The following is a 22,794-nucleotide window of genomic DNA, read 5'->3' on the forward strand; positions in this document are numbered from 1 at the left end:
TTTACTCTGACGTCTCTCTTCTCCTGCATTGGAGTCATGCAATGTCTGAATCCCCCGGTAAACTAAGACTGGGCGCCTTAGTCGCCCTGGTAGTGGGTTCCATGATTGGCGGCGGGATCTTCTCCTTACCGCAAAACATGGCCGCCAGCGCCGATGTTGGTGCTGTTCTTATTGGTTGGGCAATTACCGCTGTTGGCATGTTGACCCTGGCCTTCGTCTTCCAAACTCTAGCCAATCGCAAACCGGACCTGGATGGTGGCGTCTACGCCTACGCCAAGGCCGGGTTCGGCGACTACATGGGCTTCTCTTCCGCCTGGGGGTACTGGATCAGTGCCTGGCTGGGCAACGTCGGCTACTTCGTCCTGCTGTTCAGCACCCTGGGCTATTTCTTCCCGATCTTCGGCGAGGGCAACACCCCCGCGGCCGTGATCGGCGCCTCTGTTTTGCTCTGGGCCGTGCACTTCCTGGTGCTGCGCGGCATCAAGGAAGCGGCCTTCATCAACCTGGTGACCACGGTTGCCAAAGTGGTGCCGCTGCTGCTGTTCGTGCTGATCGCCCTGTTCGCCTTCAAGCTGGACATCTTCACCGCCGACATCTGGGGCGTGAAGAATCCGGACCTGGGCAGCGTGATGAACCAGGTGCGCAACATGATGCTGGTCACCGTGTGGGTGTTCATCGGCATCGAGGGCGCGAGCATCTTCTCGTCCCGGGCGGAGAAACGCTCGGATGTGGGCAAGGCCACCGTCATCGGCTTCATCACCGTGCTGCTGTTCCTGGTGCTGGTGAACGTACTGTCCCTGGGGATCATGACCCAGCCGGAACTGGCCAAGCTGCAGAACCCGTCCATGGCGGCAGTGCTGGAACATGTGGTGGGCCACTGGGGCGCGGTACTGATCAGCGTCGGCCTGATCATCTCGCTGCTGGGGGCGCTGCTGTCCTGGGTGCTGCTGTGCGCGGAGATCATGTTCGCCGCGGCCAAGGACCACACCATGCCGGAGTTCCTGCGCCGCGAGAACGCCAACCACGTACCGGCCAACGCCCTCTGGCTGACCAATGCCATGGTGCAGATCTTCCTGGTCATCACCCTGTTCTCGGCCAGTACCTACCTGTCGCTGATCTACCTCGCCACCTCGATGATCCTGGTGCCCTACCTGTGGTCGGCGGCCTACGCAGTACTGCTGGCCGTGCGCGGCGAAAGCTATGAACAGGCCCTGGCCGAACGCAAGAAGGACCTGATCATCGGCAGCATCGCCCTGCTCTATGCGATCTGGCTGCTGTATGCCGGCGGGGTCAAGTACCTGCTGCTCTCGGCCCTGCTCTACGCCCCCGGCGTGGTGCTGTTCGCCAAGGCCAAGATGGAACTGCACAAACCGATTTTCACCAACGTCGAGAAGCTGATTTTTGCCGCAGTAGTCATAGGCGCCCTGGTGGCGGCCTACGGACTCTACGACGGCTTCCTGACCCTATAGCTCTAGCAATACCCCGATTGTTTTGTCTCTGGAGGATCACAGTAATGACCACGGAAAAAGTTAAGTACGGCGTACATTCCGAAGCCGGCAAACTGCGCAAAGTCATGGTTTGTTCCCCAGGCCTGGCCCATCAGCGGCTGACCCCGAACAACTGCGATGAACTGCTGTTTGATGATGTGCTGTGGGTGGCCCAGGCCAAACGCGACCACTTCGACTTCGTCACCAAGATGCGTGAGCGGGATATTGATGTGCTGGAAATGCACAACCTGCTGACCGACATTGTCGCCATCCCCGAAGCCCTGGACTGGATTCTGGAGCGCAAGATCACCGCCAACCAGGTCGGCCTGGGCCTGGTCAACGAAGTCGGTTCCTGGCTGCGCAGCCTGGAGCCGCGCAAGGTCGCCGAGTACCTGATCGGCGGTGTATCGGCCGATGACCTGCCCACCAGCTTCGGTGGCAAGACCATCGAGATGTTCCGCGACTTCCTCGGCCACTCCAGCTTCATCCTGCCGCCGCTGCCCAACACCCAGTTCACCCGCGATACCACCTGCTGGATCTACGGTGGCGTGACCCTGAACCCGATGTACTGGCCGGCGCGACGTCAGGAAACCCTGCTGACCACCGCCATCTACAAGTTCCACCCCGAGTTCACCAACGCCGACTTCCAGATCTGGTACGGCGACCCGGACCAGGAACACGGCAACGCCACCCTCGAAGGCGGCGACGTGATGCCCATCGGCAACGGCGTGGTCCTGATCGGCATGGGCGAGCGCTCGTCGCGCCAGGCCATCGGCCAACTGGCGCTGAACCTGTTCAAGCACAAGGCCGTGGAACGGGTAATCGTCGCCGGCCTGCCAAAATCCCGCGCGGCGATGCACCTGGACACCGTGTTCAGCTTCTGCGACCGCGACCTGGTCACGGTCTTCCCGGAAGTGGTGAGCCAGATCGTCGCCTTCAGCCTGCGCCCTGACGAAAGCAAGCCCGGCGGCATCGATGTGCGCCGCGAGGAGGGCAGCTTCCTCGATACCGTGGCCAAGGCCCTCAACCTCAAGGCCCTGCGCGTGGTGGAAACCGGTGGCAACGCCTTCGCCGCCGAGCGCGAGCAATGGGACGACGGCAACAACGTGGTGGCCGTGGAGCCCGGCGTGGTCATCGGCTACGACCGCAACACCTACACCAACACCCTGCTGCGCAAGGCCGGGGTCGAGGTCATCACCATCAGCGCCGGCGAGCTGGGCCGGGGCCGTGGCGGCGGCCACTGCATGACCTGCCCGATCATCCGCGACCCGATCGACTACTAAGCCTTTAGACGACCAGCAGTCCGACCGCGCCTATCCGGCGCCGGTCGGGCCGATTACCGAATCCAAGGAGAATCATCATGGCGTTCAACATCCACAACCGTAACCTGCTGAGCCTGGAACACCACACCCCACGTGAGCTGCGCTACCTGCTGGACCTGTCCCGCGACCTCAAGCGCGCCAAGTACACCGGCACCGAGCAGCAGCACCTCAAGGGCAACAACATCGCCCTGATCTTCGAAAAGACTTCGACTCGTACCCGTTGCGCCTTCGAAGTGGCGGCCTATGACCAGGGCGCCAACGTCACCTACATCGACCCCAACTCCTCGCAGATCGGCCACAAGGAAAGCATGAAGGACACCGCCCGAGTGCTGGGGCGCATGTACGACGCCATCGAGTACCGCGGCTTCAAGCAGGAAATCGTCGAAGAACTGGCGAAATTCGCCGGGGTTCCGGTATTCAATGGCCTGACCGATGAATACCACCCGACCCAGATGATCGCCGACGTGCTGACCATGCGTGAGCACGCCGACAAGCCGATCCACGAGATCAGCTACGCCTACCTGGGCGACGCGCGCAACAACATGGGCAACTCTTTGCTGCTGGTGGGCGCCAAGCTCGGCATGGACGTGCGCATCTGCGCGCCCAAGGCCCTGTGGCCCCATGACGACCTGGTACAGCGCTGCAAGAAATACGCAGAAGAAAGCGGTGCCCGTCTGACCCTCACCGAAGATCCGAAAGCCGCGGTCAAGGGCGTGGACTTCATTCACACCGACGTCTGGGTCTCCATGGGCGAACCGGTGGAAGCCTGGGCCGAGCGTATCGAGCAACTGCTGCCCTACCAGGTCAACGCCCAGCTGATGAAAGCCACCGGCAACCCGCGGACCAAGTTCATGCACTGCCTGCCGGCTTTCCACAACAGCGATACCAAGGTCGGCAAGCAGATCGCCGAGCAGTATCCGCACCTGGCCAACGGCATTGAAGTGACCGACGACGTGTTCGAGTCGCCCGCCTGCATCGCCTTCGAGCAGGCGGAAAACCGCATGCACACCATCAAGGCGATCCTGGTTTCGACCCTGGCCGACCTGTAATCCCCCTCCAGTACCGGCGCCGCCCAGGCGGCGCCGGCACCGGACTCTAGAAGGACTGCATTATGCGTATCGTCGTTGCACTGGGCGGTAACGCCCTGCTCCGCCGTGGTGAACCCATGACCGCGGACAACCAGCGCGCCAACATCCGCATCGCCACCGAGCAGATCGCCAAGATCCACCCCGGCAACCAACTGGTAATTGCCCACGGCAATGGCCCACAGGTCGGCCTGCTGTCGTTGCAGGCAGCGGCCTACACCCAGGTTTCGCCCTACCCGCTGGACGTGCTCGGTGCCGAGACCGAAGGCATGATCGGCTACATCATCGAACAGGAACTGGGCAACCTGCTGGACTTCGAGGTGCCGTTCGCCACCTTGCTGACCCAGGTGGAAGTGGACGCCAAGGACCCGGCATTCAAGAACCCGACCAAGCCCATCGGCCCGGTCTACAGCAAGGAAGAAGCCGAGAAGCTGGCCAAGGAAAAAGGCTGGGCCATTGCCCCGGATGGCGACAAGTACCGCCGGGTGGTGGCCAGCCCGAAACCCAAGCGCATCTTCGAGATCCGTCCGATCAAGTGGCTGCTGGAGAAAAGCAGCATCGTGATCTGCGCCGGCGGTGGCGGCATCCCCACCCTGTACGGCGAGGACGGCAAGCTCAAGGGCATCGAGGCGGTGATCGACAAGGACCTGTGTTCGGCGCTGCTGGCCGAGCAGCTGGAGGCGGACCTGCTGGTGATCGCCACCGACGTCAACGCGGCGTTCATCGACTTCGGCAAGCCAACCCAGAAGGCCATCGGCCAGGCCCACCCGGACGAAATGGAGAAGCTGGGCTTTGCCGCCGGCTCCATGGGGCCGAAGGTCCAGGCCGCCTGCGAATTTGCCCGGCACACTGGCAAAACCGCCGTGATCGGTTCACTCTCGGACATCGAAGCGATCGTCCAGGGCAAGGCCGGCACCCGCATCAGCACCGCGCAACCTGGCATCCGTTACCTGTAAGACGCTTGCAGTGAAAACTCGGGGCAGGCCCGGCGCCTGCCCTCCTTTCAAAGCCCTGGAGGAGAGAAGCCTATGGCCATGTTTGAGCCCGGTCACCTGCACATCGAGCGCCATGCGCTGAACAAGGACGACTTCAGCTACAACCTGTGCATTGACTACGAAGTGGCCCACGACCCCAAGGAGGGCAAGGGCATGCTGTTCACCCTGCACGGCACCATCGAAGACAAGTCCCTGAAGGAGCAGTTCTTCCTGGCCAAGGACCTGGCCTTCGACTTCGCCCGCCACGCCACCCGTATCGCCCAGCAGCACGGCCTGCCCAAGAGCGCCAGCATTGCCTCGATGCACAAGTACTACGACGAAATGTTCGAGGACGTACGCAAGCAACTGGACGTCAAGCCCGGCGACCCGGTGAAACCCGAGCACCTTGCGTAACCCCCGATCCCGTGCCGGCGAACTGACCACGGCCCTGCATCGCTGCCCGGCCCGCCTTCGCCGGCTAGCCGGCTCCTGCGGCATGCGTGACGATTTCGACTAAGCCCCCGCCCCAAGGCATACTGGCCACCCTCCGCTTTGCAGAACCGTCAGTCACCCCATGCGTATCCACGTCAGCTTCATCGACCGCGTCGGCATCACCCAGGAAGTCCTGGCCCTGTTGGGCGGGCGCAACCTCAACCTGGATGCGGTGGAAATGGTGCCGCCCAACGTCTATATCGATGCCCCGACCTTGAGCCCCCAGGTGCTGGAAGAACTGCGCGATGCGCTGTTCAACGTACGTGGCGTGCAGGCGGTGACGGTGGTGGACATCCTTCCCGGGCAACGTCGGCACCTGCAACTGGACGCCCTGCTGGCGGCCATGACCGATCCGGTGCTGGCCCTGGACAGTGCCGGCAAAGTGCTGCTGGCCAACCCGGCGCTGATCGCCCTGTATGGCCGCGAACCGGCCGGGGAAAGCGTTGCCGAGCTGTTTGCCGACCCCGCACTGCTGGAGGCCCTGCTGGAAAACGGCTTTCGCCTGCCGCTGCGGGAGATCACCGTCAATGGCCAGACCCTGCTGCTGGACGCCACCCCCATTACCGACGCCGGCGCCCTGCTGACCCTGTACCCGCCCAACCGCATCGGTGAACGGCTCTCGGCCCTGCATCACGACCACGCCGAAGGCTTCGATGCCCTGCTCGGCGAATCACCGGCGATCCGCACCCTCAAGGCCCGGGCGCAGCGGGTCGCAGCGCTGGACGCGCCGCTGTTGATCCAGGGCGAAACCGGCACCGGCAAGGAACTGGTGGCCCGCGCCTGCCATGCCATCAGCGCCCGCCATAGCGCACCGTTCCTGGCCCTGAACTGCGCGGCACTGCCGGAAAACCTGGCCGAGAGCGAACTGTTCGGCTATGCCCCCGGCGCCTTTACCGGCGCCCAGCGCGGCGGCAAGCCGGGGCTGATGGAACTGGCCAACCAGGGCACGGTGTTCCTCGATGAGATCGGCGAGATGTCGCCCTACCTGCAGGCCAAGCTCCTGCGCTTTCTCAATGACGGCAGCTTTCGCCGGGTCGGTGGGGATCGCGAGATCAAGGTCAATGTGCGCATCCTCAGCGCCACCCACCGCGACCTGGAGAAAATGGTCAACGAAGGCACCTTCCGCGAAGACCTGTTCTATCGCCTCAACGTGCTGAACGTGGAAGTGCCACCGCTGCGCGAACGCGGCCAGGACATCCTGCTGCTGGCCCGCTACTTCATGCAGCAGGCCTGCGCGCAGATCCAGCGCCCCGTGTGCCGGCTGACGCCGGGGACCTACCCGGCGCTGCTGGGCAACCGCTGGCCGGGCAACGTGCGGCAATTGCAGAACGTGATCTTCCGTGCGGCGGCGATCTGCGAGAGCAACCTGGTGGACATCGGTGACCTGGACATTGCCGGCACCTCGGTAGCCCGCCAGAACGATGCCGAAGTCGCCAGCCTGGAACAGGCCGTGGAAGCCTTCGAAAAGGAACTGCTGGAAAACCTCTACGTCAGCTACCCCTCGACCCGGCAATTGGCCAACCGCTTGCAGACCTCCCATACCGCGATAGCCCATCGCCTGCGCAAATACGGCATTCCCAACAAGGCCTGAGCTTGCGCCTGCCGCCCTGAAAGCGACCTCCATCTGTACTGAAAGCGCTACAGTGGAACGATTTCGCTACAACGCCTTGCAATCGCTGCCGTGCAAGGCTTTGATCCTCAAAGCCTTTTTTCCGCACCCCGCGCTGTAGCGTTTTCGCTACGGTCGTGACATTCCATCCTCTACAAAAAAACCTCAACCCCTTGATTTACAACGGCCAAATAAATATTGGCCGTGTTCTTGCTATGGACATTGCCATTCGGCTCGGCGCTGTCCGAGCCTTCAATCGCGTCCACCAGACGAGTCTGGCCCCTGAGGAGTTTCCATGAGCGAGTTGCGTTTTACTGAAGATCACGAATGGCTGCGTACCGAAGCGGATGGCAGTGTCACCGTCGGCATTACGGCTTTCGCCCAGAACGCCCTGGGCGATGTGGTGTTTGTGCAACTGCCGGAGCTGCAGGGCTACGACAAGGGCGCCGAAGCCGCCACCGTGGAATCGGTGAAAGCCGCCAGCGGCGTGTACATGCCCCTGGACGGTGAAGTGATCGCCACCAACCCGGCCCTGGAAGACAGCCCGGAACTGGTCAACGAAGACCCGCTGGGCGAAGGCTGGTTCTTCCGCTTCATCCCTGCCGATGCCGCTGCCGTTGGCCAATTGCTGGACCAGGACGCCTACGACCGCCTGATCAAAGCCAGCGCCGAAGCCTGAGGAGCCGCCATGACCGTCAACCTGAGCACCGCCAACGAATTCATCGCGCGCCACATCGGCCCGCGCCAGGGCGATGAGCAAGCCATGCTCAATAGCCTGGGCTTCGATTCCCTGGAAGCCCTGAGCGCCAGCGTGATTCCCGAGAGCATCAAGGGCACCAGCGTGCTGGAGCTGGGCCAGGGCCTGAGCGAAGCCCAGGCCCTGGCCTCGATCAAGGCCATCGCCGCCAGGAACCAGCTGTTCAAGACCTATATCGGCCAGGGCTACTACAACTGCCATACGCCATCGCCAATCCTGCGCAACCTCTTGGAAAACCCGGCCTGGTACACCGCCTACACCCCGTACCAGCCGGAAATCTCCCAGGGTCGCCTGGAAGCCCTGCTGAATTTCCAGACCCTGATCAGCGACCTGAGCGGCCTGCCGATCGCCAACGCCTCGCTGCTGGACGAAGGCACCGCCGCCGCCGAAGCCATGACCTTCTGCAAGCGCCTGAGCAAGAACAAGGGCAGCCACGCCTTCTTCGCCTCGCAGCATTGCCACCCACAGACCCTCGATGTGCTGCGCACCCGTGCCGAGCCCCTGGGGATCAACGTGGTGGTGGGCGATGAGCGCAAGCTGACCGACGTCAGCCCGTTCTTCGGCGCCCTGCTGCAATACCCGGCAAGCAACGGTGACCTGTTCGACTACCGCGAGCTGACCGAGCGTTTCCACGCTGCCAACGCCCTGGTGGCCGTGGCCGCCGACCTGCTGGCCCTGACCCTGCTGACCCCGCCGGGCGAGTTCGGCGCCGACGTGGCCATCGGCAGTGCCCAGCGCTTCGGTGTGCCCCTGGGCTTTGGTGGCCCGCATGCGGCCTACTTCGCCACCCGCGATGCCTTCAAGCGCGACATGCCCGGCCGCCTGGTGGGCGTCTCGGTGGACCGTTTCGGCAAGCCGGCCCTGCGCCTGGCCATGCAGACCCGCGAGCAGCATATCCGCCGCGAGAAGGCCACCAGCAACATCTGCACCGCCCAGGTCCTGTTGGCCAACATCGCCAGCATGTATGCCGTGTACCACGGTCCCAAGGGCCTGACCCAGATCGCCCAGCGCATCCACCACCTGACCGCGATCCTGGCCAAGGGCCTGGTCCAGCTGGGCCTGACCGTGGAGCAGGAAAGCTTCTTCGACACCCTGAGCCTGCACACCGCTGGCCGCACCGCTGCGCTGCACGACAAGGCTCGCGCCCAGGGCATCAACCTGCGGGTGATAGACGCCGAGCGCCTGGGCCTGTCCCTGGACGAAACCACCACTCAAGCCGACGTTGAAACCCTGTGGAGCCTGCTGGCCGACGGCAAGCCCGCGCCGGACTTCGCGGCACTCGCGGCGGCGGTCACCAGCGCCATCCCCGCTGCCCTGGCACGCCAGTCGGCGATCCTCAGCCACCCGGTATTCAACCGCTATCACTCGGAAACCGAGCTGATGCGCTACCTGCGCAAGCTGGCGGACAAGGACCTGGCCCTGGATCGCACCATGATCCCGCTGGGCTCCTGCACCATGAAGCTCAACGCCGCCAGCGAAATGATCCCCATCACCTGGGCCGAGTTCGGCGCGCTGCACCCCTTCGCCCCCGCCGAGCAAAGCGCCGGCTACCAGCAACTGACCACCGAACTTGAAGCCATGCTGTGCGCTGCCACCGGCTACGACGCGGTGTCGCTGCAGCCCAACGCCGGTTCCCAGGGCGAGTACGCCGGCCTGCTGGCCATTCGTGCCTATCACCAGAGCCGTGGCGACGAGCGCCGCGATATCTGCCTGATTCCCTCCTCGGCCCACGGCACCAACCCGGCCACTGCCAACATGGCCGGCATGCGCGTGGTGGTCACCGCCTGCGACGCCCGCGGCAACGTCGACATCGAGGACCTGCGGGCCAAGGCCATCGAGCACCGCGAGCACCTCGCCGCACTGATGATCACCTACCCGTCCACCCACGGCGTGTTCGAAGAAGGCATCCGCGAAATCTGCGGCATCATTCACGACAACGGCGGCCAGGTGTACATCGACGGCGCCAACATGAACGCCATGGTCGGCCTCTGCGCCCCGGGCAAGTTCGGTGGCGACGTGTCCCACCTGAACCTGCACAAGACCTTCTGCATTCCCCATGGCGGTGGCGGCCCGGGCGTCGGCCCGATCGGCGTCAAGTCGCACCTGGCGCCCTTCCTGCCCGGCCACGCCGCGCTGGAAAACAAGAAAGGCGCGGTCTGTGCCGCTCCGTTCGGCAGCGCCAGCATCCTGCCGATCACCTGGATGTACATCAGCATGATGGGCGGCGCCGGCCTCAAGCGCGCCTCGCAGTTGGCGATCCTCAATGCCAACTACATCTCGCGCCGCCTGGAAGAGCACTACCCGGTGCTCTACACCGGCAGCAACGGCCTGGTGGCCCACGAATGCATCCTCGACCTGCGTCCGCTGAAAGACAGCAGCGGCATCAGCGTGGACGACGTGGCCAAGCGCCTGATCGATTTTGGCTTCCATGCGCCAACCATGTCCTTCCCGGTGGCCGGCACCCTGATGATCGAGCCCACCGAAAGCGAATCCAAGGAAGAGCTGGACCGCTTCTGCGACGCCATGATCCGCATCCGCGAAGAAATCCGCGCGGTGGAAAACGGCAGCCTGGACAAGGACGACAACCCGCTTAAGAACGCCCCGCACACCGCGGCCGAACTGGTGGGCGAGTGGTCCCATCCGTACAGCCGTGAACAGGCGGTATACCCAGTGGCGTCCCTGGTGGAAGGCAAGTACTGGCCACCAGTGGGCCGGGTCGACAACGTGTTCGGCGACCGCAACCTGGTGTGCGCCTGCCCGTCGATCGAAAGCTACGCCTAAGGTAGCCGCAAGCTAGTAGCCTCAAGCTGCAAGAAAGAGCCGATCGGCTTCCGACTTGCAGCTTGTGGCTTGCCGCTGCCTCCATAACAAGAAACCGGAGAACCAACATGTCCCTGAGCGTGTTCGACCTGTTCAAGATTGGCATCGGCCCCTCCAGCTCCCACACCGTCGGCCCGATGCGCGCCGCCGCGCGCTTTGTCGAAGGCCTGCGCCGTGAAGACCTGCTGAAGGCCACCACCTGCGTCAAGGTCGAGCTGTACGGCTCGCTGGGCGCCACCGGTAAAGGTCACGGCAGCGACAAGGCGGTGCTGCTGGGCCTGGAAGGCGAGCACCCGGACACCGTGAATACCGAAAACATCGCCGCACGCCTGCAGGAAATACGCAGCAGCGCGCGCCTCAACTTGCTCGGCGAACACAGCATTGCGTTCAACGAGAAAGAACACCTGGCCATGATCCGAAAGCCCCTGGCCTATCACCCCAATGGCATGATCTTTCGTGCCTTCGACAACGCCGGTTTGCAGATCCGCAGCCGCGAGTACTACTCCGTTGGCGGTGGTTTCGTGGTTGACGAAGATGCCGCCGGAGCCGATCGCATCGTTGAAGACACCACTCGCCTGACCTTCCCCTTCAAGACCGCCAAGGAACTGCTGCAACATTGCGCTACCTATGGCCTGTCCATCAGCCAGGTGATGCTGACCAATGAAAGTGCCTGGCGCCCGGAAGCGGAAACCCGCGCCGGCCTGCTGAAGATCTGGCAGGTGATGCAGGACTGCGTGGATGCCGGCTGCCGCAACGAAGGCATCCTGCCCGGCGGGCTCAAGGTCAAGCGCCGTGCCGCGGCCCTGCACCGCCAGTTGTGCAAGCACCCGGAAGCGGCACTGCGCGATGCCCTGTCGGTGCTGGACTGGGTCAACCTCTATGCCCTGGCGGTGAATGAAGAAAACGCCAACGGCGGACGGGTGGTCACCGCCCCCACCAATGGTGCGGCCGGCATCATTCCGGCGGTGCTGCACTACTACATGCGCTTCATTCCCGGGGCCAGCGAAGACGGGGTGGTGCGTTTTCTCCTCACCGCCGCAGCCATCGGCATCCTCTACAAGGAAAACGCCTCGATCTCCGGCGCCGAAGTCGGCTGCCAGGGCGAAGTGGGCGTGGCCTGCTCGATGGCGGCCGGGGCCTTGTGCGAGGTCCTCGGCGGCAGCGTGCAGCAAGTGGAGAACGCCGCGGAAATCGGCATGGAACACAACCTCGGGCTGACCTGTGACCCCATTGGCGGGTTGGTGCAGGTGCCCTGCATCGAACGCAACGCCATGGGCTCGGTCAAGGCCATCAATGCGGTGCGCATGGCCCTGCGTGGCGACGGGCAGCACTTCGTCTCCCTCGACAAGGTCATCCGCACCATGCGCCAGACCGGCGCCGACATGAAAAGCAAATACAAGGAAACCGCCCGTGGCGGTCTGGCCGTGAACATTATCGAGTGCTGATACGCAGCCTGTATCCGCACGTTTTTTTTCAGGAGTTGCCCATGTCCACCGAAACACTATTGAAAACCCCGTTGCACAGCCTGCACCTGGAACTCGGCGCCCGCATGGTGCCGTTCGCCGGCTACGACATGCCGGTGCAGTACCCGCTGGGAGTGATGAAGGAGCACCAGCACACCCGTGAACAGGCCGGGCTGTTCGATGTGTCCCACATGGGGCAGATCCTGCTGCGCGGCGCCAACGCCGCCCAGGCCCTGGAGACCCTGGTGCCGGTGGATATCATCGACTTGCCGGTGGGCATGCAGCGCTACGCCATGTTCACCAACGAACAGGGCGGCATCCTCGATGACCTGATGGTGGCCAACCTGGGGGACGAACAGCTGTTCCTGGTGGTCAACGCCGCCTGCAAGGACCAGGACCTGGCCCACCTGCGCCGTCACCTGGGTGAGCAATGCGACATTCAACCGCTGTTCGAGGAACGGGCCCTGCTGGCCCTGCAAGGCCCGGCTGCAGTCACGGTGCTGGCGCGCCTGGCGCCGGAGGTGGCGCAGATGACCTTCATGCAGTTCAAGCCGGTGACCCTGCTGGGCGTGGGCTGCTTTGTCAGCCGTTCGGGCTACACCGGCGAAGACGGTTTCGAAATCTCGGTGCCGGCGGCCCAGGCGGAAAAACTCGCCCGTGCCCTGCTGGCCGAGCCGGAAGTAGCGGCCATCGGCCTCGGCGCCCGCGACTCCCTGCGCCTGGAAGCCGGCCTGTGCCTCTATGGCCATGACATGAACAGCGACACCACGCCGATCCAGGCCAGCCTGCTGTGGGCCATCTCCAAGGCACGTCGTGCCGATGGCGCCCGCGCCGGCGGCTTCCCCGGTGCCGAGGTGATCTTTGCCCAGCAGCAAGGCGGTGTCAGCCGCAAACGCGTCGGCCTGCTGCCCCAGGAACGCACACCGGTACGTGAAGGTGCAGAGATCGTCGACGCCGAAGGCAAGGTTATCGGCAGCGTGTGCAGCGGCGGTTTTGGACCGACCCTGGGCGGCCCTCTGGCCATGGGCTACCTCGACATCGAGCACTGCGCACTCGATACGCCAGTTGCAGCAATAGTTCGTGGGAAAAAGGTACCAATGCTTGTAAGCAAAATGCCATTCGTGCCACAACGCTACTACCGCGGCTGAGGGACTGTTTCTATAAGTAACGCGGTTGCGTTAAAAGTGCACTAATCTGTAACGCAACCGCCATAAAACAGTGCACATTTTCGATACTGAACTTCACTTATAACGCCCGAAAACAATTGAACAACTCTATCGAATAAGCCCCGCACGCTAGTTCCGCCAAACCTCGGCAAGCTGAGTAAAACCGGGGCTTCGCGGGGCTTGTTTTTTCTCCCATAGTTGGCGTAGAGTTTCCCCACTGTGTTTGCATGGGTCGCTTGGAATCGTGACCTGGGCAGTAGCTAACAAGTTTGCTACAACCCGTTCGACGTCTCTTACTTTCCTGCAACCCAGCCCAGTACTCTTTCATGGGAAAGAGACTGTCATTAATTTTTTAGCGTCAAAGGAAATAAGAAATGTCCCAACGTCAGAGCGGTACCGTCAAGTGGTTTAACGACGAGAAAGGTTTTGGTTTTATCACTCCAGAAAGCGGTCCGGATCTGTTCGTACACTTCCGCGCTATTCAGGGCAACGGCTTCAAGAGCCTGAAAGAAGGCCAAAAAGTGACCTTCATCGCTGTGCAAGGCCAGAAAGGCATGCAGGCTGACGAAGTACAAGCAGAAGCTTAATCGTCTGTAACGAAAAAGCCCCTGATGCTGACATCAGGGGCTTTTTTGTGCGCGCAATTCCGTAAAATGGCTTCTTTTTTCAGTCGAGAGCCTGTCATGTCGAAACATCTGCTAAGCCCCCAAGGCGAGTTCCCCGCCGCCGGCCTGGGTCGTCGCCTGGCAGCGATGTTCTATGATTTCCTGCTGTGCGTTGCCCTGCTGATTGTCACGGGCGGCGTCTACAAGCTGATCCAGATGCAGATCATCGGCGAGGCGCGGATGCGTACCCTGACCGAATCCGGCGCCCTGGATGGGGACCCGTTGTACTCCACGGTGCTGCTGTTCGTGCTGTTCGGTTTCTTCGCCAAGTTCTGGACCCATTCCGGCCAGACCCTGGGCATGCAGGTCTGGGGTATCCGGGTGCAGAACGCCGACGGCAGCCGTATCAGCCTGTGGCAGGCGCTGTTGCGCTTCATGGTGTCGATCGCGTCCTGGCTGTGCGCCGGCCTGGGCTTCTTCTGGGTGCTGGTGGACAAGCAGAAACGCAGTTGGCACGACATCTACTCCAACAGCCAGCTGGTGCGCATTCCCAAGCAGAAGAAGTAAGCCCGCCGCCTGCAAAAACGCCCCGACAGATCGGGGCGTTTTTTTTAAGCGAGCAGAAGAGCCGATCAGGCGTTGCCCGCCAGTTTCATCCGCGCCGCCTGGGTGAAATCCAGCATGCGCTTCAGCGGGCGGAGCGCATTGGGGATCAGCGCCGGGTCGACGCTGATCTCGTTGCTGCCATCCTTCAGGCACTGCAGGGTACGCTCCAGGGTGTTCATGGCCATCCACGGGCAATGGGCACAACTGCGGCACGCCGCACCATTGCCGGCCGTCGGCGCCTCGATGAACACTTTGTCCGGGCACAGCTGCTGCATCTTGTAGAAGATGCCGCGGTCGGTGGCGACGATGAAGGTCTTGTTCGGCAGGCGCTGCGCGGCAGCAATCAGCTGACTGGTGGAGCCCACCGCGTCGGCCAGTTCGATCACCGAGCTGGGGGACTCCGGGTGCACCAGAATGGCCGCATCCGGATACAGCGCCTTCATGTCTTCCAGCTGCTTGGACTTGAACTCCTCGTGAACGATGCAGGCACCGTCCCAGAGCAGCATGTCGGCACCGGTCTGGCGCTGGATGTAGGTGCCCAGGTGCTTGTCGGGGCCCCAGATGATCTTCTCGCCGTTATCCATCAGGCTTTCGACGATTTCCAGGGCGCAACTGGAGGTCACCACCCAGTCGGCACGGGCTTTGACCGCCGCCGACGTGTTGGCATAGACCACCACGGTGCGCTCGGGATGCTGGTCGCAGAAGGCCGAGAACTCCTCCACCGGGCAGCCAAGGTCAAGGGAGCAGGTGGCTTCCAGGGTCGGCATCAACACCCGTTTTTCAGGGTTGAGAATCTTCGCCGTCTCACCCATGAAGCGGACCCCGGCAACCAGCACGGTCTTGGCCGGATGGGCATTGCCGAAGCGGGCCATTTCCAGGGAGTCGGATACGCAGCCGCCGGTTTCTTCGGCCAGGGCCTGAATCACCGGATCACAGTAGAAGTGGGCAACCAGCACCGCATCCTGAGCCTTGAGCTCGGCAGCGATGGCGGTACGCAGATGGGCCTCTTGCGCAGCGCTCAAGGGTTTGGGCTGCTTGGCATCGAGGTGGGCTTGAACCAGAAGGCGTTCAGAAATTTGCGTCATGTTCGCAAGACCTGCAGGCGCTTGAGGCGCGAAAGTCGAGTATACCACCGGCTCCGGACCGCTTAAGGCCCCGCCGGGAGAGTGAGTTCATCAGGTACGGACAACATTGGAGCCGCGCAAGGCTACAGAATATCCAGGGTATTCAAAAGCCTATTCTGCCCAACAGCTGCGCCCTACCCTGCCGGCGGCGCCTGCACCCGGGCAAAAGCCACCGTCACACACAACCCGCGTTTGGCCCGTTGGTCGGAGTAATCCAGCCAGACCCGGCCGGCATGCCGATCGGCAATGGCCTTGACGATGGCGAGCCCCAGCCCGGAGCCCACTTCATCGCTGCCCAGCCCGCGATGGAAAGGATCGAACACACGCTCGCGCTCAGCCATGGCAATACCCGGCCCCGAGTCGCTGACCTGCAGCAGGATCTCGTCCTGCACCTGGGCCACCGACAGGTCCACCCGCCCACCTGGCGGGGTATAGCGGATGGCGTTGTCCACCAGGTTTTTCACCAGGGTCAGCAGGTCCTCCTGGCTGATCAGCACCTGCCTGTCCGGCCCACCTTCCAGGCCGATGTCGATCCCCTTGTCCTCCGCCAGGGGCAGCAGGTCCTCCAGCACCCGGCGATACACCCCGTGCACCGAAACCGGCTCCACCCGGCCATTGATGGCCGATTGTGCAGACGCCAGCCCGAGCAACTGGTCGATCAGCTTTCTGCCGCGCTCGATCCCCTGGCGCAACAGCTGCAGGCGCTCCCGAGCCAGGCCGGGCATCTCCACCGATGCCAGGCGCTCGGCCTGCAGGGACAAGGCCGTCAGCGGCGAGCGCAATTCATGGGCGGCATCCGCCACGAAACGCCGCTGCGCCGTCATGGACTGAGTCACCCGCAGCAACAGGCGATTGATGGCCCGCACGAAAGGCCGCACCTCGGTCGGCAGATGGCGCTCGTCGATCGGGTGCAATTCCTGCTCGTCACGCAGGTCGATCTCGGCCGCCAACTGCTCGATGGGACGAAACAGTTTGCGCACCAGATCGGCAATCACCAGCAACAGCACGGGAAACAGGATCAGGAAGGGCAACAGGCCGCGCCAGGCGCTTTCCCGTGCATCCCTGTCACGAGCGCCGGTTTCCTGGGCCACGGCAATACGCAGGCCGGCGCTGGTGGTCTTGACCAGCACCCGAAACGGCTCGCCGCCCACCGTCAGGGTCGACAGACCGTCTGCCAGGGTGGTGGGCAACGGCAGGGGGATATCGGCATCACTGTCCGCCGCCGCCCTGGCGCCATCGGCCAGATATTGAACGACCACCCTGGATTCCTCGTTATCGTCGGCGACGACCTGCCCCGGCTGCGGGTAGGCCAGGGTCATGTGCTGGCGCTCGAACAGCGCGGCCACCTGGCGCAGGGTGTTGTCCTGCATCTCCAGGGCCTCGTCGAAGGCCGAGACATAAGCAAAGACTCCGGCCAGCAGCGCAACGATCAGCACCGCCACTGACAAGGCAATGGACAGCCTGAGCTGGACCGACTCGCTCAGACGTCTTTTGAAACCATCCATCCCATCCCCCTGACGTTCTTGATCACCTGGCTTCCCAGCTTGCGGCGCAAGGCATGGATCAGGAACTCCACCGCATTGCTTTCCACCTCCTCGCCCCAGCCGTAGATGCGGTCTTCCAGTTCGCTACGGGAAAGAATCGCCCCCGGGCGGATCAACAGCGCCTGCAACAGGGCGAATTCGCGGTTCGACAGCTGCACCGCAGGCTGCTCGAACGAGCTTGCCTGTTTCGATACCGGGTCCAGCGAGACCACGCCATTGCCCAGCAGCGGCGCCGCGCTACCACCTTTGCGACGCATGACCGCACGCATTCGCGCCAGCAGCTCGGCCATGGCGAAGGGCTTGAGCAGATAGTCGTCCGCGCCACCGTCCAGGCCTCGCAGCCGGTCATCGAGGCTGTCACGGGCGGTAATGATCAACAGCGGCACCGGGTTGTTACGGCGGCGAATGCTGTCGAGCACCTGCAACCCGTCCTTGCCGGGCAGGCCGAGGTCGAGCAGCACCTGGTCGTAATGCTGGCTGTCCAGAGCAGCCAGGGCGGTCACCCCATCGCTGACCCAGTCGGCGGCGTAGCCTGCATCCTTGAGGGCACCCTGTATCGCCTCGGCGATCATACCGTCGTCCTCCACCAGCAAGATCCGCATAGTGCCTCCGTAGTGAAACAGGCCCGGCCTGCGCTTGAGCAAGGCCGGGCCCGGGTCGAGTCCCCCCAAGGGTAATCACTCGCCTGCCGATCTGCTGGAAAAGATGAGGGTCAGGCCTTGCCTTGCAAGCGACTGAACGTTGCCAGCAGATCGTCCATCGCCGACTTGCACTCGGCCTGTTGCGGGGTACTGGCGCGCAGGGCGTCCAGTGCGCGGTCGATGCCCTTGTCCAACACATGCCAGTCACCGGCGGCACGGGGCTTCAAGCCGGCTTCGGCAGAGTCCCAGGCAACTTCCAGATCCTTGATCCGGCGCTTCGCCCCCGCCAGGTCCTGCTTGTCCACCAAGCCGGCAACATCACGGGCAATGGCCTGGAACTCGGCCAGGTCGCCCAGCTTGGAGGCCGTGGCCCCAGCAGCCTGGGCTGAGGCGACAGTACCGGGCTTGGGCGCATCGGCAGGCTTGGAACACCCCGCGGCCAGCCCCAGCAGGGCAATCATGGAAAGGGTTGTGGTGTAGCGAATGGCAGAGCGGATAAAGGCCATGATGAGTCCTTGAGTGAGGGTCGGATAATCAGTGGGAAAGGCGCTGACGGTTGTTGACGTTGAGCTGCGCGACGCTCACCAGCAAAAGAATCACGCAGAGGAAGATCGCGCTGGTCCAGGTGGCGCCCAGGCCCAGGCCACCGTAGGTCTTGGCTTGTGTCAGCAGGTCGCCGAGGGCGGCGCCAAACGGTCGGGTGAGGATGTAGGCGACCCAGAAGGTCAGCACCGCATTGCCCCCCAGGCGCCAGGCCACCAGGGTCACGGCAATCAGTGCGGCAAAGATCAGCGCTCCCAGGGTAAAGCCGAGCCCCAGCGCCTCGGTGGCCAGGTCCCCGGCGGCGGTTCCCAGGGCGAAGGTGCAGAGCACGGTGGCCCAGTAGAACAGCTCGCGTCGCGGGGTAACGATCTGGCGGATCGACAGGTTGTGTTCAACGGCGTACCAGACAGCGAAATTGACCGCCAGCAAACCTGCAAACACTGCGGTGCTCAGGTACAGGCTGATGCCCAGCTGATCGGTGAGCACATCGGTGATCTGGGTCCCGACGATGCTCACCAGGACCACGCTCAGCCAGTAGATCCATGGCGTGTAGGCCCGGCTACGGAACTGCGCGAACAGCGCCACCCCCAGCAACAGCGCCATGCCGATGCTGGTCACACCCTGCCCCAGGCCGGCGTCGACGGCCAGGTAGTCGGCACAGGTTTCGCCCACGGTGGTGGACATGATCTTGATGATCCAGAAGGACAGCGTCACCTCCGGAACCTTGTTCAGCCAATCGGTCTTACTCAGCGGCTTCATCGGGTGCCTCTCCATAACGGCGCGTGTATTGGCGCGAAGCAGAGGCTACGAGGGAAAACTTAGCTGGAACTGAGGGCCCCCCGAACGGGCCGGCTTCGATCACCAAGCAATGCGCTGCAAGGCCTCAGGGTCCAGCAGCCAGGTGAGTACGTCGGGGCTGTTGATCACCGAGCCATGGTGGCGCTGCTCGTCCCGCCAGTAGCGATTGTCCTGGGCCGGATCGAGCCCCAGGCCCGGGGCCAGCCCCTCGATACTGCGCCCGGCGGACAACAGCACATCCACCGCGCGCCCCTTCAGCGGCACCGCCTGCCATTGGGACAGCAGCAGGATATTGCCGTGCACGCACTCGCGATTGACCAACTGCGCGTCCACCAGGTCATCGACGTAGGCATACTGCGGATCAGCCGCCAAACGCCGGGCAATGGCGTCGGGGGCCAACCCTCGAAGCTCGGCCAGCAGCGGCGGGTCCACCAGCAGCAGCGGCCTGGCGGGCGCCGTGCTGCGGGCCACGCAACAGGCCGCCACGTAAGCGCCGAAGGAGTAACCGAGCACCGCATCCAGGGGCGTCAGCTCATGCTCTTGGGCAATCTGCCGGGCCAGGTCTTCGACACTGGAATAGGGCCAGTAGTCGCTGTAGTTGACCTGCACCAGCGACGCTCGCCCCTTGAGTGCCCGGCCCAGGGCAGAAAAACAGATCGGATGGCCGACGAAGTCGGGAAAGCAGATCAGTTTCATTGACGTTGCCCCGCCGCGACAAAGGATTCGAGAAATGCCCGGGCCTGCGGCTCGGGCAGATAGCTGTTGAGCAGCACTTCGCAGCCCAGCGCCGACTTGACCACCGTCAGGTCGAGCAGGGTCTTGGGCCACTCGCTAACCGAGTTGGCAATCCGCGTTTGCAACCACCGGGCATCACTGGCCGGCAGCTCGACGAAATTGCACAGGAACGCCGGAGCAAAGCCGTACAAGCCCAGGGCCGCGAGTATTTCCTCGTAACCCAAGGCCGCCCGGGCCAGCTTGGCATTCAGGTAATCCATGCAGGCCTGTGGCTCGCAACCTTCGGCGAAGCGCCCGGGAGCCAGGGGCACGGGCACCGTGTAACTGGAGAACCCGCTGATCACCGAACGCTCAGCCCAGGCGAACAGCAGATTGACGATCGGCGCCTCGATCCCCAAGCCCTCGGCACAGCCCTGGCGAAACGCCTGCAACAGGTGAAACAGACGCTGCGGCGAGGCCAGCTTCATCGGATCCATGGCCAGTGCCGCGCGCAACTGCAGTGCCTGGGCATTGGCCGCCGGTGCCGGGACATCGGCCAACGGCGCGTACTCCTCGGCCTCTTGCTCCCAGGCCTCGGTGCCGGCCTCTGCCAGACGCTCATATTCCTCGGCCTGCATCAGGTTGTTACCGACAAAGGAAAAATCCGCCACCGGCGGCGACTGCACGCCCAGCGCCAACTGTTCCACGCTGCGCAGCAGGCTCAACTGGCCGACATGGTTGCCAAGGATGTGATGCAGCCACAGCCCCAGGTGCAAGGTGCCGTCGATGCGCACCTTGAACAGGCTGCACAGGTCCTGCTCGAACAGTGATAGCGGCCGCTCAAGGAAATGCTCCACGCAGGCCTGCTGGCTGGGAAACTCCGCCACAGGCTCCAGCCACAGGCGCGCCGGCGGCTCGGGGGCCAGATCAAAACAGTACTCGCCCTCGACCCGCGCCACCCGACAGCCCGCCAGTGGATAGCGCTGCTTCAAGCCCTCGGCCAGCGCCTGCAGGTCCAGCCCGGCGGCCGGCAACTGCTCGGGCCGGAACAGGTAGAGCACGTTGTTGGCCCGTAGATCCTTGTTGAACAGTTCGGCATACACCATCGACAACTGGCTCTTGTTCAAGCCGATCCAGCGGCTGTCGCCGGCAGCCGGCAACCGCCCGGGACCGTTGCGCAGCGCCTCCCTGGCGTGGCGGGCGGAGGTGGCGCGGACCACGGCAAAACGCCCCAGGTGAGTATTGATCGAAAACCCTGCATGGGCGGCGGGCAAGGACTCCTGCTCCGACTCGATCACGTAGTACTCCTGCGCACCGTTTTCCAGCAGGGACGCCAGGCCGGGTTGGGCCTGTAGCCAGTCCAGCAACTGGCCCAGGGTGGCCATGCGGTAGAACTGCTCCAGGCCCAGGCCTTCCCAGCCCAGGTGACGGTTCACCGTGCCCACCAGCTTGATCGCCGCCAGCGAGTTGCCGCCGCTGTCGAAGAAGCTGCGCTGCAGGTCATGAGCCGACACGCCGAAACGCGCGAGAAAACGCCCTGCCGGCGAGTCGTCCGTTTCAGTGGCCGGCTGCCCGAGACACAGGCGCTGCTTGAGCTCAGCAATATCCAGCTTGCCGGAAGAGCGCAGGGCAAAGCGCTCAACCTCGACAAATCGCGACGGCACCATGAACGGCGGCAGGCTTTGCCGGCCATATTCGGCCAGCACCCGGGGCTCGACCCCAGGCGCCTTAAGGTACACCAGCAGCAACTGCGCTTCGGTTCCCTGGTCATCCAGCAACACCACACAATCGAGCATTCCCGGGTAACACTTGAAGGCGGCGGCGACCTCGGTCAGCGACAGGCGCTGGCCACGCAGCTTGATCTGGTCATCGCTGCGGCCATGGAAGTGATAGAGCCCCTGGCCATCCCGGGAAACCAGGTCGCCACTGCGGTAGCAACGCAGCGTCCGGCCCTGCCATGGCAGGTCGATGAAACGCTCCCGGGTCAGCTCGGCATCCCCCAGATATCCCGGGGACAAGCCGCCCCCGGCGATCAGCAGCTCGCCGGGTTCATCCACCTCGCACGGCTGTCCGTCAGGGCGCAGCAGCAACAGGGTGGCATCGTCCACGGCCTGGCCGATGGGAATGTCCCGGGTGCTGTCGAAGCGGCGGGGAATGGCATAGACACAGGTACCCATGGTGTTTTCCGTGGGGCCATAACCGTTGTAGAGAACCAGCCCATCGGCGGCCGCATAGGCCTGGCGGACATGCCCTGCGGACAGGACCTCGCCGCCGACCATCAGCCGCTTGATACCCCGCAGCCAGCCGCGGTCGATATCGACGAAGGTGTTGAACAGGGTCGAGGTCAGCCACAGGCTGTCGACCCCGGCCTCGTGGATGTAACGATGCAGGTGTTCCAGGGTCAGGGCGCCGGGAACATGGATATGCAATTCGCCGCCATTGAGCAGCGCGGTCCAGATCTCGAACTGCGAGGCGTCGAAGGTCAGGTTCGAGGCGTACAGCATGCGAAAGCCCGGCTGCAGCGGAAAATGTCGCGGCCGGTCGCAGAACCCCAACACCCCGCGATGGGTACAGGGAATGATCTTCGGCGCGCCGGTGGTGCCGCTGGAAAAGTTCACGTACACCGGCTCGGCACCGCATAGCGGCGGCCAGCACGCAGCCTCGTCCGTGGGCGCGAGCAACTCATCCAGCGCCAGATACCCCGGGCCACCGGCAACCTCCGGCGTGACCCGCCAGCGCACGCCACTGCGTTCACACACCGACTGGTTCCACTGGGGCGGGTTGTTGCGGTCCAGATAGCAGTACGACAGGCCGGCCCGCACCATGCCCACCAGCAGCACCAGTTGTTCAATCGAGCGCTCCACCTCCAGGCCCAGGGTGCTGCCAGGCGTCAGGCCCAAGCCCAGCAAGCGGGCCGCCACCTGTGCCGAACGCTGTTCCAGCTCCCGGTAGCTGAGCCGTGCGCCGTTGCAGCTCAGCGCGGTATCCGTGGCATGCCGGGCGAAGACGTCGTCCAGGCACGAAGCAATAGATAGATGAGCCAT

At 63.6% G+C, this 22,794-nt stretch carries 19 protein-coding genes; 12 read left to right on the top strand and 7 right to left on the bottom strand.

Annotated features, from left to right (window positions below):
- Positions 1–41: 41 nt before the first annotated feature.
- The 12 genes from arcD to KCG88_RS09675 all read left to right on the top strand — a co-directional run bounded on the left by arcD (position 42) and on the right by KCG88_RS09675 (position 14,347).
- Entirely contained in the window at positions 42–1,469 is a 1,428-nt protein-coding gene (gene arcD / locus KCG88_RS09620; RefSeq protein WP_011062888.1) for an arginine-ornithine antiporter, read from the top strand.
- Positions 1,470–1,513: 44 nt separating this feature from the next.
- On the top strand, positions 1,514–2,770 hold the full coding sequence (gene arcA / locus KCG88_RS09625; RefSeq protein ID WP_047288700.1) for an arginine deiminase: 1,257 nt from the start codon (positions 1,514–1,516) through the stop codon (positions 2,768–2,770).
- A 77-nt stretch (positions 2,771–2,847) separates the two neighbouring features.
- A complete protein-coding gene (locus KCG88_RS09630) occupies positions 2,848–3,858 on the top strand; it encodes an ornithine carbamoyltransferase (protein ID WP_047288702.1) in 1,011 nt (336 codons plus the stop codon).
- 62 nt (positions 3,859–3,920) lie between these two features.
- Positions 3,921–4,850, top strand: coding sequence for a carbamate kinase (gene arcC / locus KCG88_RS09635; RefSeq protein WP_047337627.1), 930 nt, complete (start codon positions 3,921–3,923; stop codon positions 4,848–4,850).
- A gap of 72 nt (positions 4,851–4,922) precedes the next feature.
- Positions 4,923–5,282, top strand: coding sequence for a DUF5064 family protein (locus KCG88_RS09640; protein ID WP_047337628.1), 360 nt, complete (start codon positions 4,923–4,925; stop codon positions 5,280–5,282).
- A 160-nt stretch (positions 5,283–5,442) separates the two neighbouring features.
- Positions 5,443–6,951: a sigma-54-dependent transcriptional regulator gene (locus tag KCG88_RS09645; protein WP_047288707.1), complete on the top strand. Its 1,509-nt coding sequence runs from the start codon at positions 5,443–5,445 to the stop codon at positions 6,949–6,951.
- A 313-nt stretch (positions 6,952–7,264) separates the two neighbouring features.
- Positions 7,265–7,648, top strand: a complete 384-nt coding sequence (gcvH, locus tag KCG88_RS09650) for a glycine cleavage system protein GcvH (protein WP_047288709.1) — start codon at positions 7,265–7,267, stop codon at positions 7,646–7,648.
- Positions 7,649–7,657: 9 nt separating this feature from the next.
- Entirely contained in the window at positions 7,658–10,507 is a 2,850-nt protein-coding gene (gene gcvP, locus KCG88_RS09655; protein WP_210712287.1) for an aminomethyl-transferring glycine dehydrogenase, read from the top strand.
- Positions 10,508–10,614: 107 nt separating this feature from the next.
- Positions 10,615–11,991 (top strand): L-serine ammonia-lyase, encoded by a 1,377-nt coding sequence (locus KCG88_RS09660; RefSeq protein WP_210712288.1) that lies wholly within the window; start codon positions 10,615–10,617, stop codon positions 11,989–11,991.
- Between the two features lie 41 nt (positions 11,992–12,032).
- Positions 12,033–13,157, top strand: coding sequence for a glycine cleavage system aminomethyltransferase GcvT (gene gcvT / locus KCG88_RS09665; RefSeq protein WP_047288715.1), 1,125 nt, complete (start codon positions 12,033–12,035; stop codon positions 13,155–13,157).
- Positions 13,158–13,549: 392 nt separating this feature from the next.
- Positions 13,550–13,762: a cold-shock protein gene (locus tag KCG88_RS09670; protein ID WP_007977299.1), complete on the top strand. Its 213-nt coding sequence runs from the start codon at positions 13,550–13,552 to the stop codon at positions 13,760–13,762.
- 96 nt (positions 13,763–13,858) lie between these two features.
- Positions 13,859–14,347, top strand: coding sequence for an RDD family protein (locus KCG88_RS09675; protein ID WP_011062898.1), 489 nt, complete (start codon positions 13,859–13,861; stop codon positions 14,345–14,347).
- 65 nt (positions 14,348–14,412) lie between these two features.
- Here the strand turns inward: KCG88_RS09675 and nadA are convergent, their stop codons facing one another.
- The 7 genes from nadA to KCG88_RS09710 all read right to left on the bottom strand — a co-directional run bounded on the left by nadA (position 14,413) and on the right by KCG88_RS09710 (position 22,794).
- Positions 14,413–15,471 carry a quinolinate synthase NadA gene (nadA, locus tag KCG88_RS09680; protein ID WP_047288717.1) on the bottom strand — a complete coding sequence of 353 codons (1,059 nt, stop codon included), beginning with the start codon at positions 15,469–15,471 and terminating at the stop codon, positions 14,413–14,415.
- Positions 15,472–15,644: 173 nt separating this feature from the next.
- On the bottom strand, positions 15,645–17,015 hold the full coding sequence (locus KCG88_RS09685; RefSeq protein WP_210712289.1) for an ATP-binding protein: 1,371 nt from the start codon (positions 17,013–17,015) through the stop codon (positions 15,645–15,647).
- Positions 16,991–17,656: a response regulator gene (locus tag KCG88_RS09690; protein ID WP_019094554.1), complete on the bottom strand. Its 666-nt coding sequence runs from the start codon at positions 17,654–17,656 to the stop codon at positions 16,991–16,993. The genes KCG88_RS09685 and KCG88_RS09690 overlap by 25 nt, the downstream gene beginning before the upstream one ends.
- 110 nt (positions 17,657–17,766) lie before the next feature.
- Complete coding sequence (locus KCG88_RS09695; protein ID WP_047337632.1) at positions 17,767–18,201, bottom strand: hypothetical protein; 435 nt, start codon at positions 18,199–18,201, stop codon at positions 17,767–17,769.
- A gap of 28 nt (positions 18,202–18,229) precedes the next feature.
- Positions 18,230–18,997, bottom strand: a complete 768-nt coding sequence (locus KCG88_RS09700; RefSeq protein ID WP_047288723.1) for a membrane protein — start codon at positions 18,995–18,997, stop codon at positions 18,230–18,232.
- A gap of 99 nt (positions 18,998–19,096) precedes the next feature.
- A complete protein-coding gene (locus KCG88_RS09705; RefSeq protein WP_210712290.1) occupies positions 19,097–19,732 on the bottom strand; it encodes a thioesterase domain-containing protein in 636 nt (211 codons plus the stop codon).
- Positions 19,729–22,794, bottom strand: coding sequence for a non-ribosomal peptide synthetase (locus tag KCG88_RS09710; RefSeq protein ID WP_210712291.1), 3,066 nt, complete (start codon positions 22,792–22,794; stop codon positions 19,729–19,731). Before KCG88_RS09710 ends, KCG88_RS09705 begins: the two co-directional genes overlap by 4 nt.

This window comes from Pseudomonas sp. MWU349 (assembly GCF_017947325.1).
Lineage (GTDB): Bacteria > Pseudomonadota > Gammaproteobacteria > Pseudomonadales > Pseudomonadaceae > Aquipseudomonas > Aquipseudomonas protegens.

Excerpts from the sequence above, each read along its gene's own strand:
- KCG88_RS09640 (WP_047337628.1), top strand. The coding sequence starts at position 4,923 with ATGGCCATGTTTGAGCCCGGTCACCTGCACATCGAGCGCCATGCGCTG.
- KCG88_RS09700 (WP_047288723.1), bottom strand. The coding sequence starts at position 18,997 with ATGAAGCCGCTGAGTAAGACCGATTGGCTGAACAAGGTTCCGGAGGTG.
- KCG88_RS09685 (WP_210712289.1), bottom strand. The coding sequence starts at position 17,015 with ATGGATGGTTTCAAAAGACGTCTGAGCGAGTCGGTCCAGCTCAGGCTG.
- KCG88_RS09705 (WP_210712290.1), bottom strand. The coding sequence starts at position 19,732 with ATGAAACTGATCTGCTTTCCCGACTTCGTCGGCCATCCGATCTGTTTT.
- KCG88_RS09660 (WP_210712288.1), top strand. The coding sequence starts at position 10,615 with ATGTCCCTGAGCGTGTTCGACCTGTTCAAGATTGGCATCGGCCCCTCC.
- gcvT (WP_047288715.1), top strand. The coding sequence starts at position 12,033 with ATGTCCACCGAAACACTATTGAAAACCCCGTTGCACAGCCTGCACCTG.
- gcvH (WP_047288709.1), top strand. The coding sequence starts at position 7,265 with ATGAGCGAGTTGCGTTTTACTGAAGATCACGAATGGCTGCGTACCGAA.
- KCG88_RS09695 (WP_047337632.1), bottom strand. The coding sequence starts at position 18,201 with ATGGCCTTTATCCGCTCTGCCATTCGCTACACCACAACCCTTTCCATG.
- arcD (WP_011062888.1), top strand. The coding sequence starts at position 42 with ATGTCTGAATCCCCCGGTAAACTAAGACTGGGCGCCTTAGTCGCCCTG.
- KCG88_RS09630 (WP_047288702.1), top strand. The coding sequence starts at position 2,848 with ATGGCGTTCAACATCCACAACCGTAACCTGCTGAGCCTGGAACACCAC.
- nadA (WP_047288717.1), bottom strand. The coding sequence starts at position 15,471 with ATGACGCAAATTTCTGAACGCCTTCTGGTTCAAGCCCACCTCGATGCC.
- gcvP (WP_210712287.1), top strand. The coding sequence starts at position 7,658 with ATGACCGTCAACCTGAGCACCGCCAACGAATTCATCGCGCGCCACATC.
- KCG88_RS09710 (WP_210712291.1), bottom strand. The coding sequence starts at position 22,794 with ATGGCTCATCTATCTATTGCTTCGTGCCTGGACGACGTCTTCGCCCGG.
- arcA (WP_047288700.1), top strand. The coding sequence starts at position 1,514 with ATGACCACGGAAAAAGTTAAGTACGGCGTACATTCCGAAGCCGGCAAA.
- KCG88_RS09670 (WP_007977299.1), top strand. The coding sequence starts at position 13,550 with ATGTCCCAACGTCAGAGCGGTACCGTCAAGTGGTTTAACGACGAGAAA.
- arcC (WP_047337627.1), top strand. The coding sequence starts at position 3,921 with ATGCGTATCGTCGTTGCACTGGGCGGTAACGCCCTGCTCCGCCGTGGT.
- KCG88_RS09675 (WP_011062898.1), top strand. The coding sequence starts at position 13,859 with ATGTCGAAACATCTGCTAAGCCCCCAAGGCGAGTTCCCCGCCGCCGGC.
- KCG88_RS09690 (WP_019094554.1), bottom strand. The coding sequence starts at position 17,656 with ATGCGGATCTTGCTGGTGGAGGACGACGGTATGATCGCCGAGGCGATA.
- KCG88_RS09645 (WP_047288707.1), top strand. The coding sequence starts at position 5,443 with ATGCGTATCCACGTCAGCTTCATCGACCGCGTCGGCATCACCCAGGAA.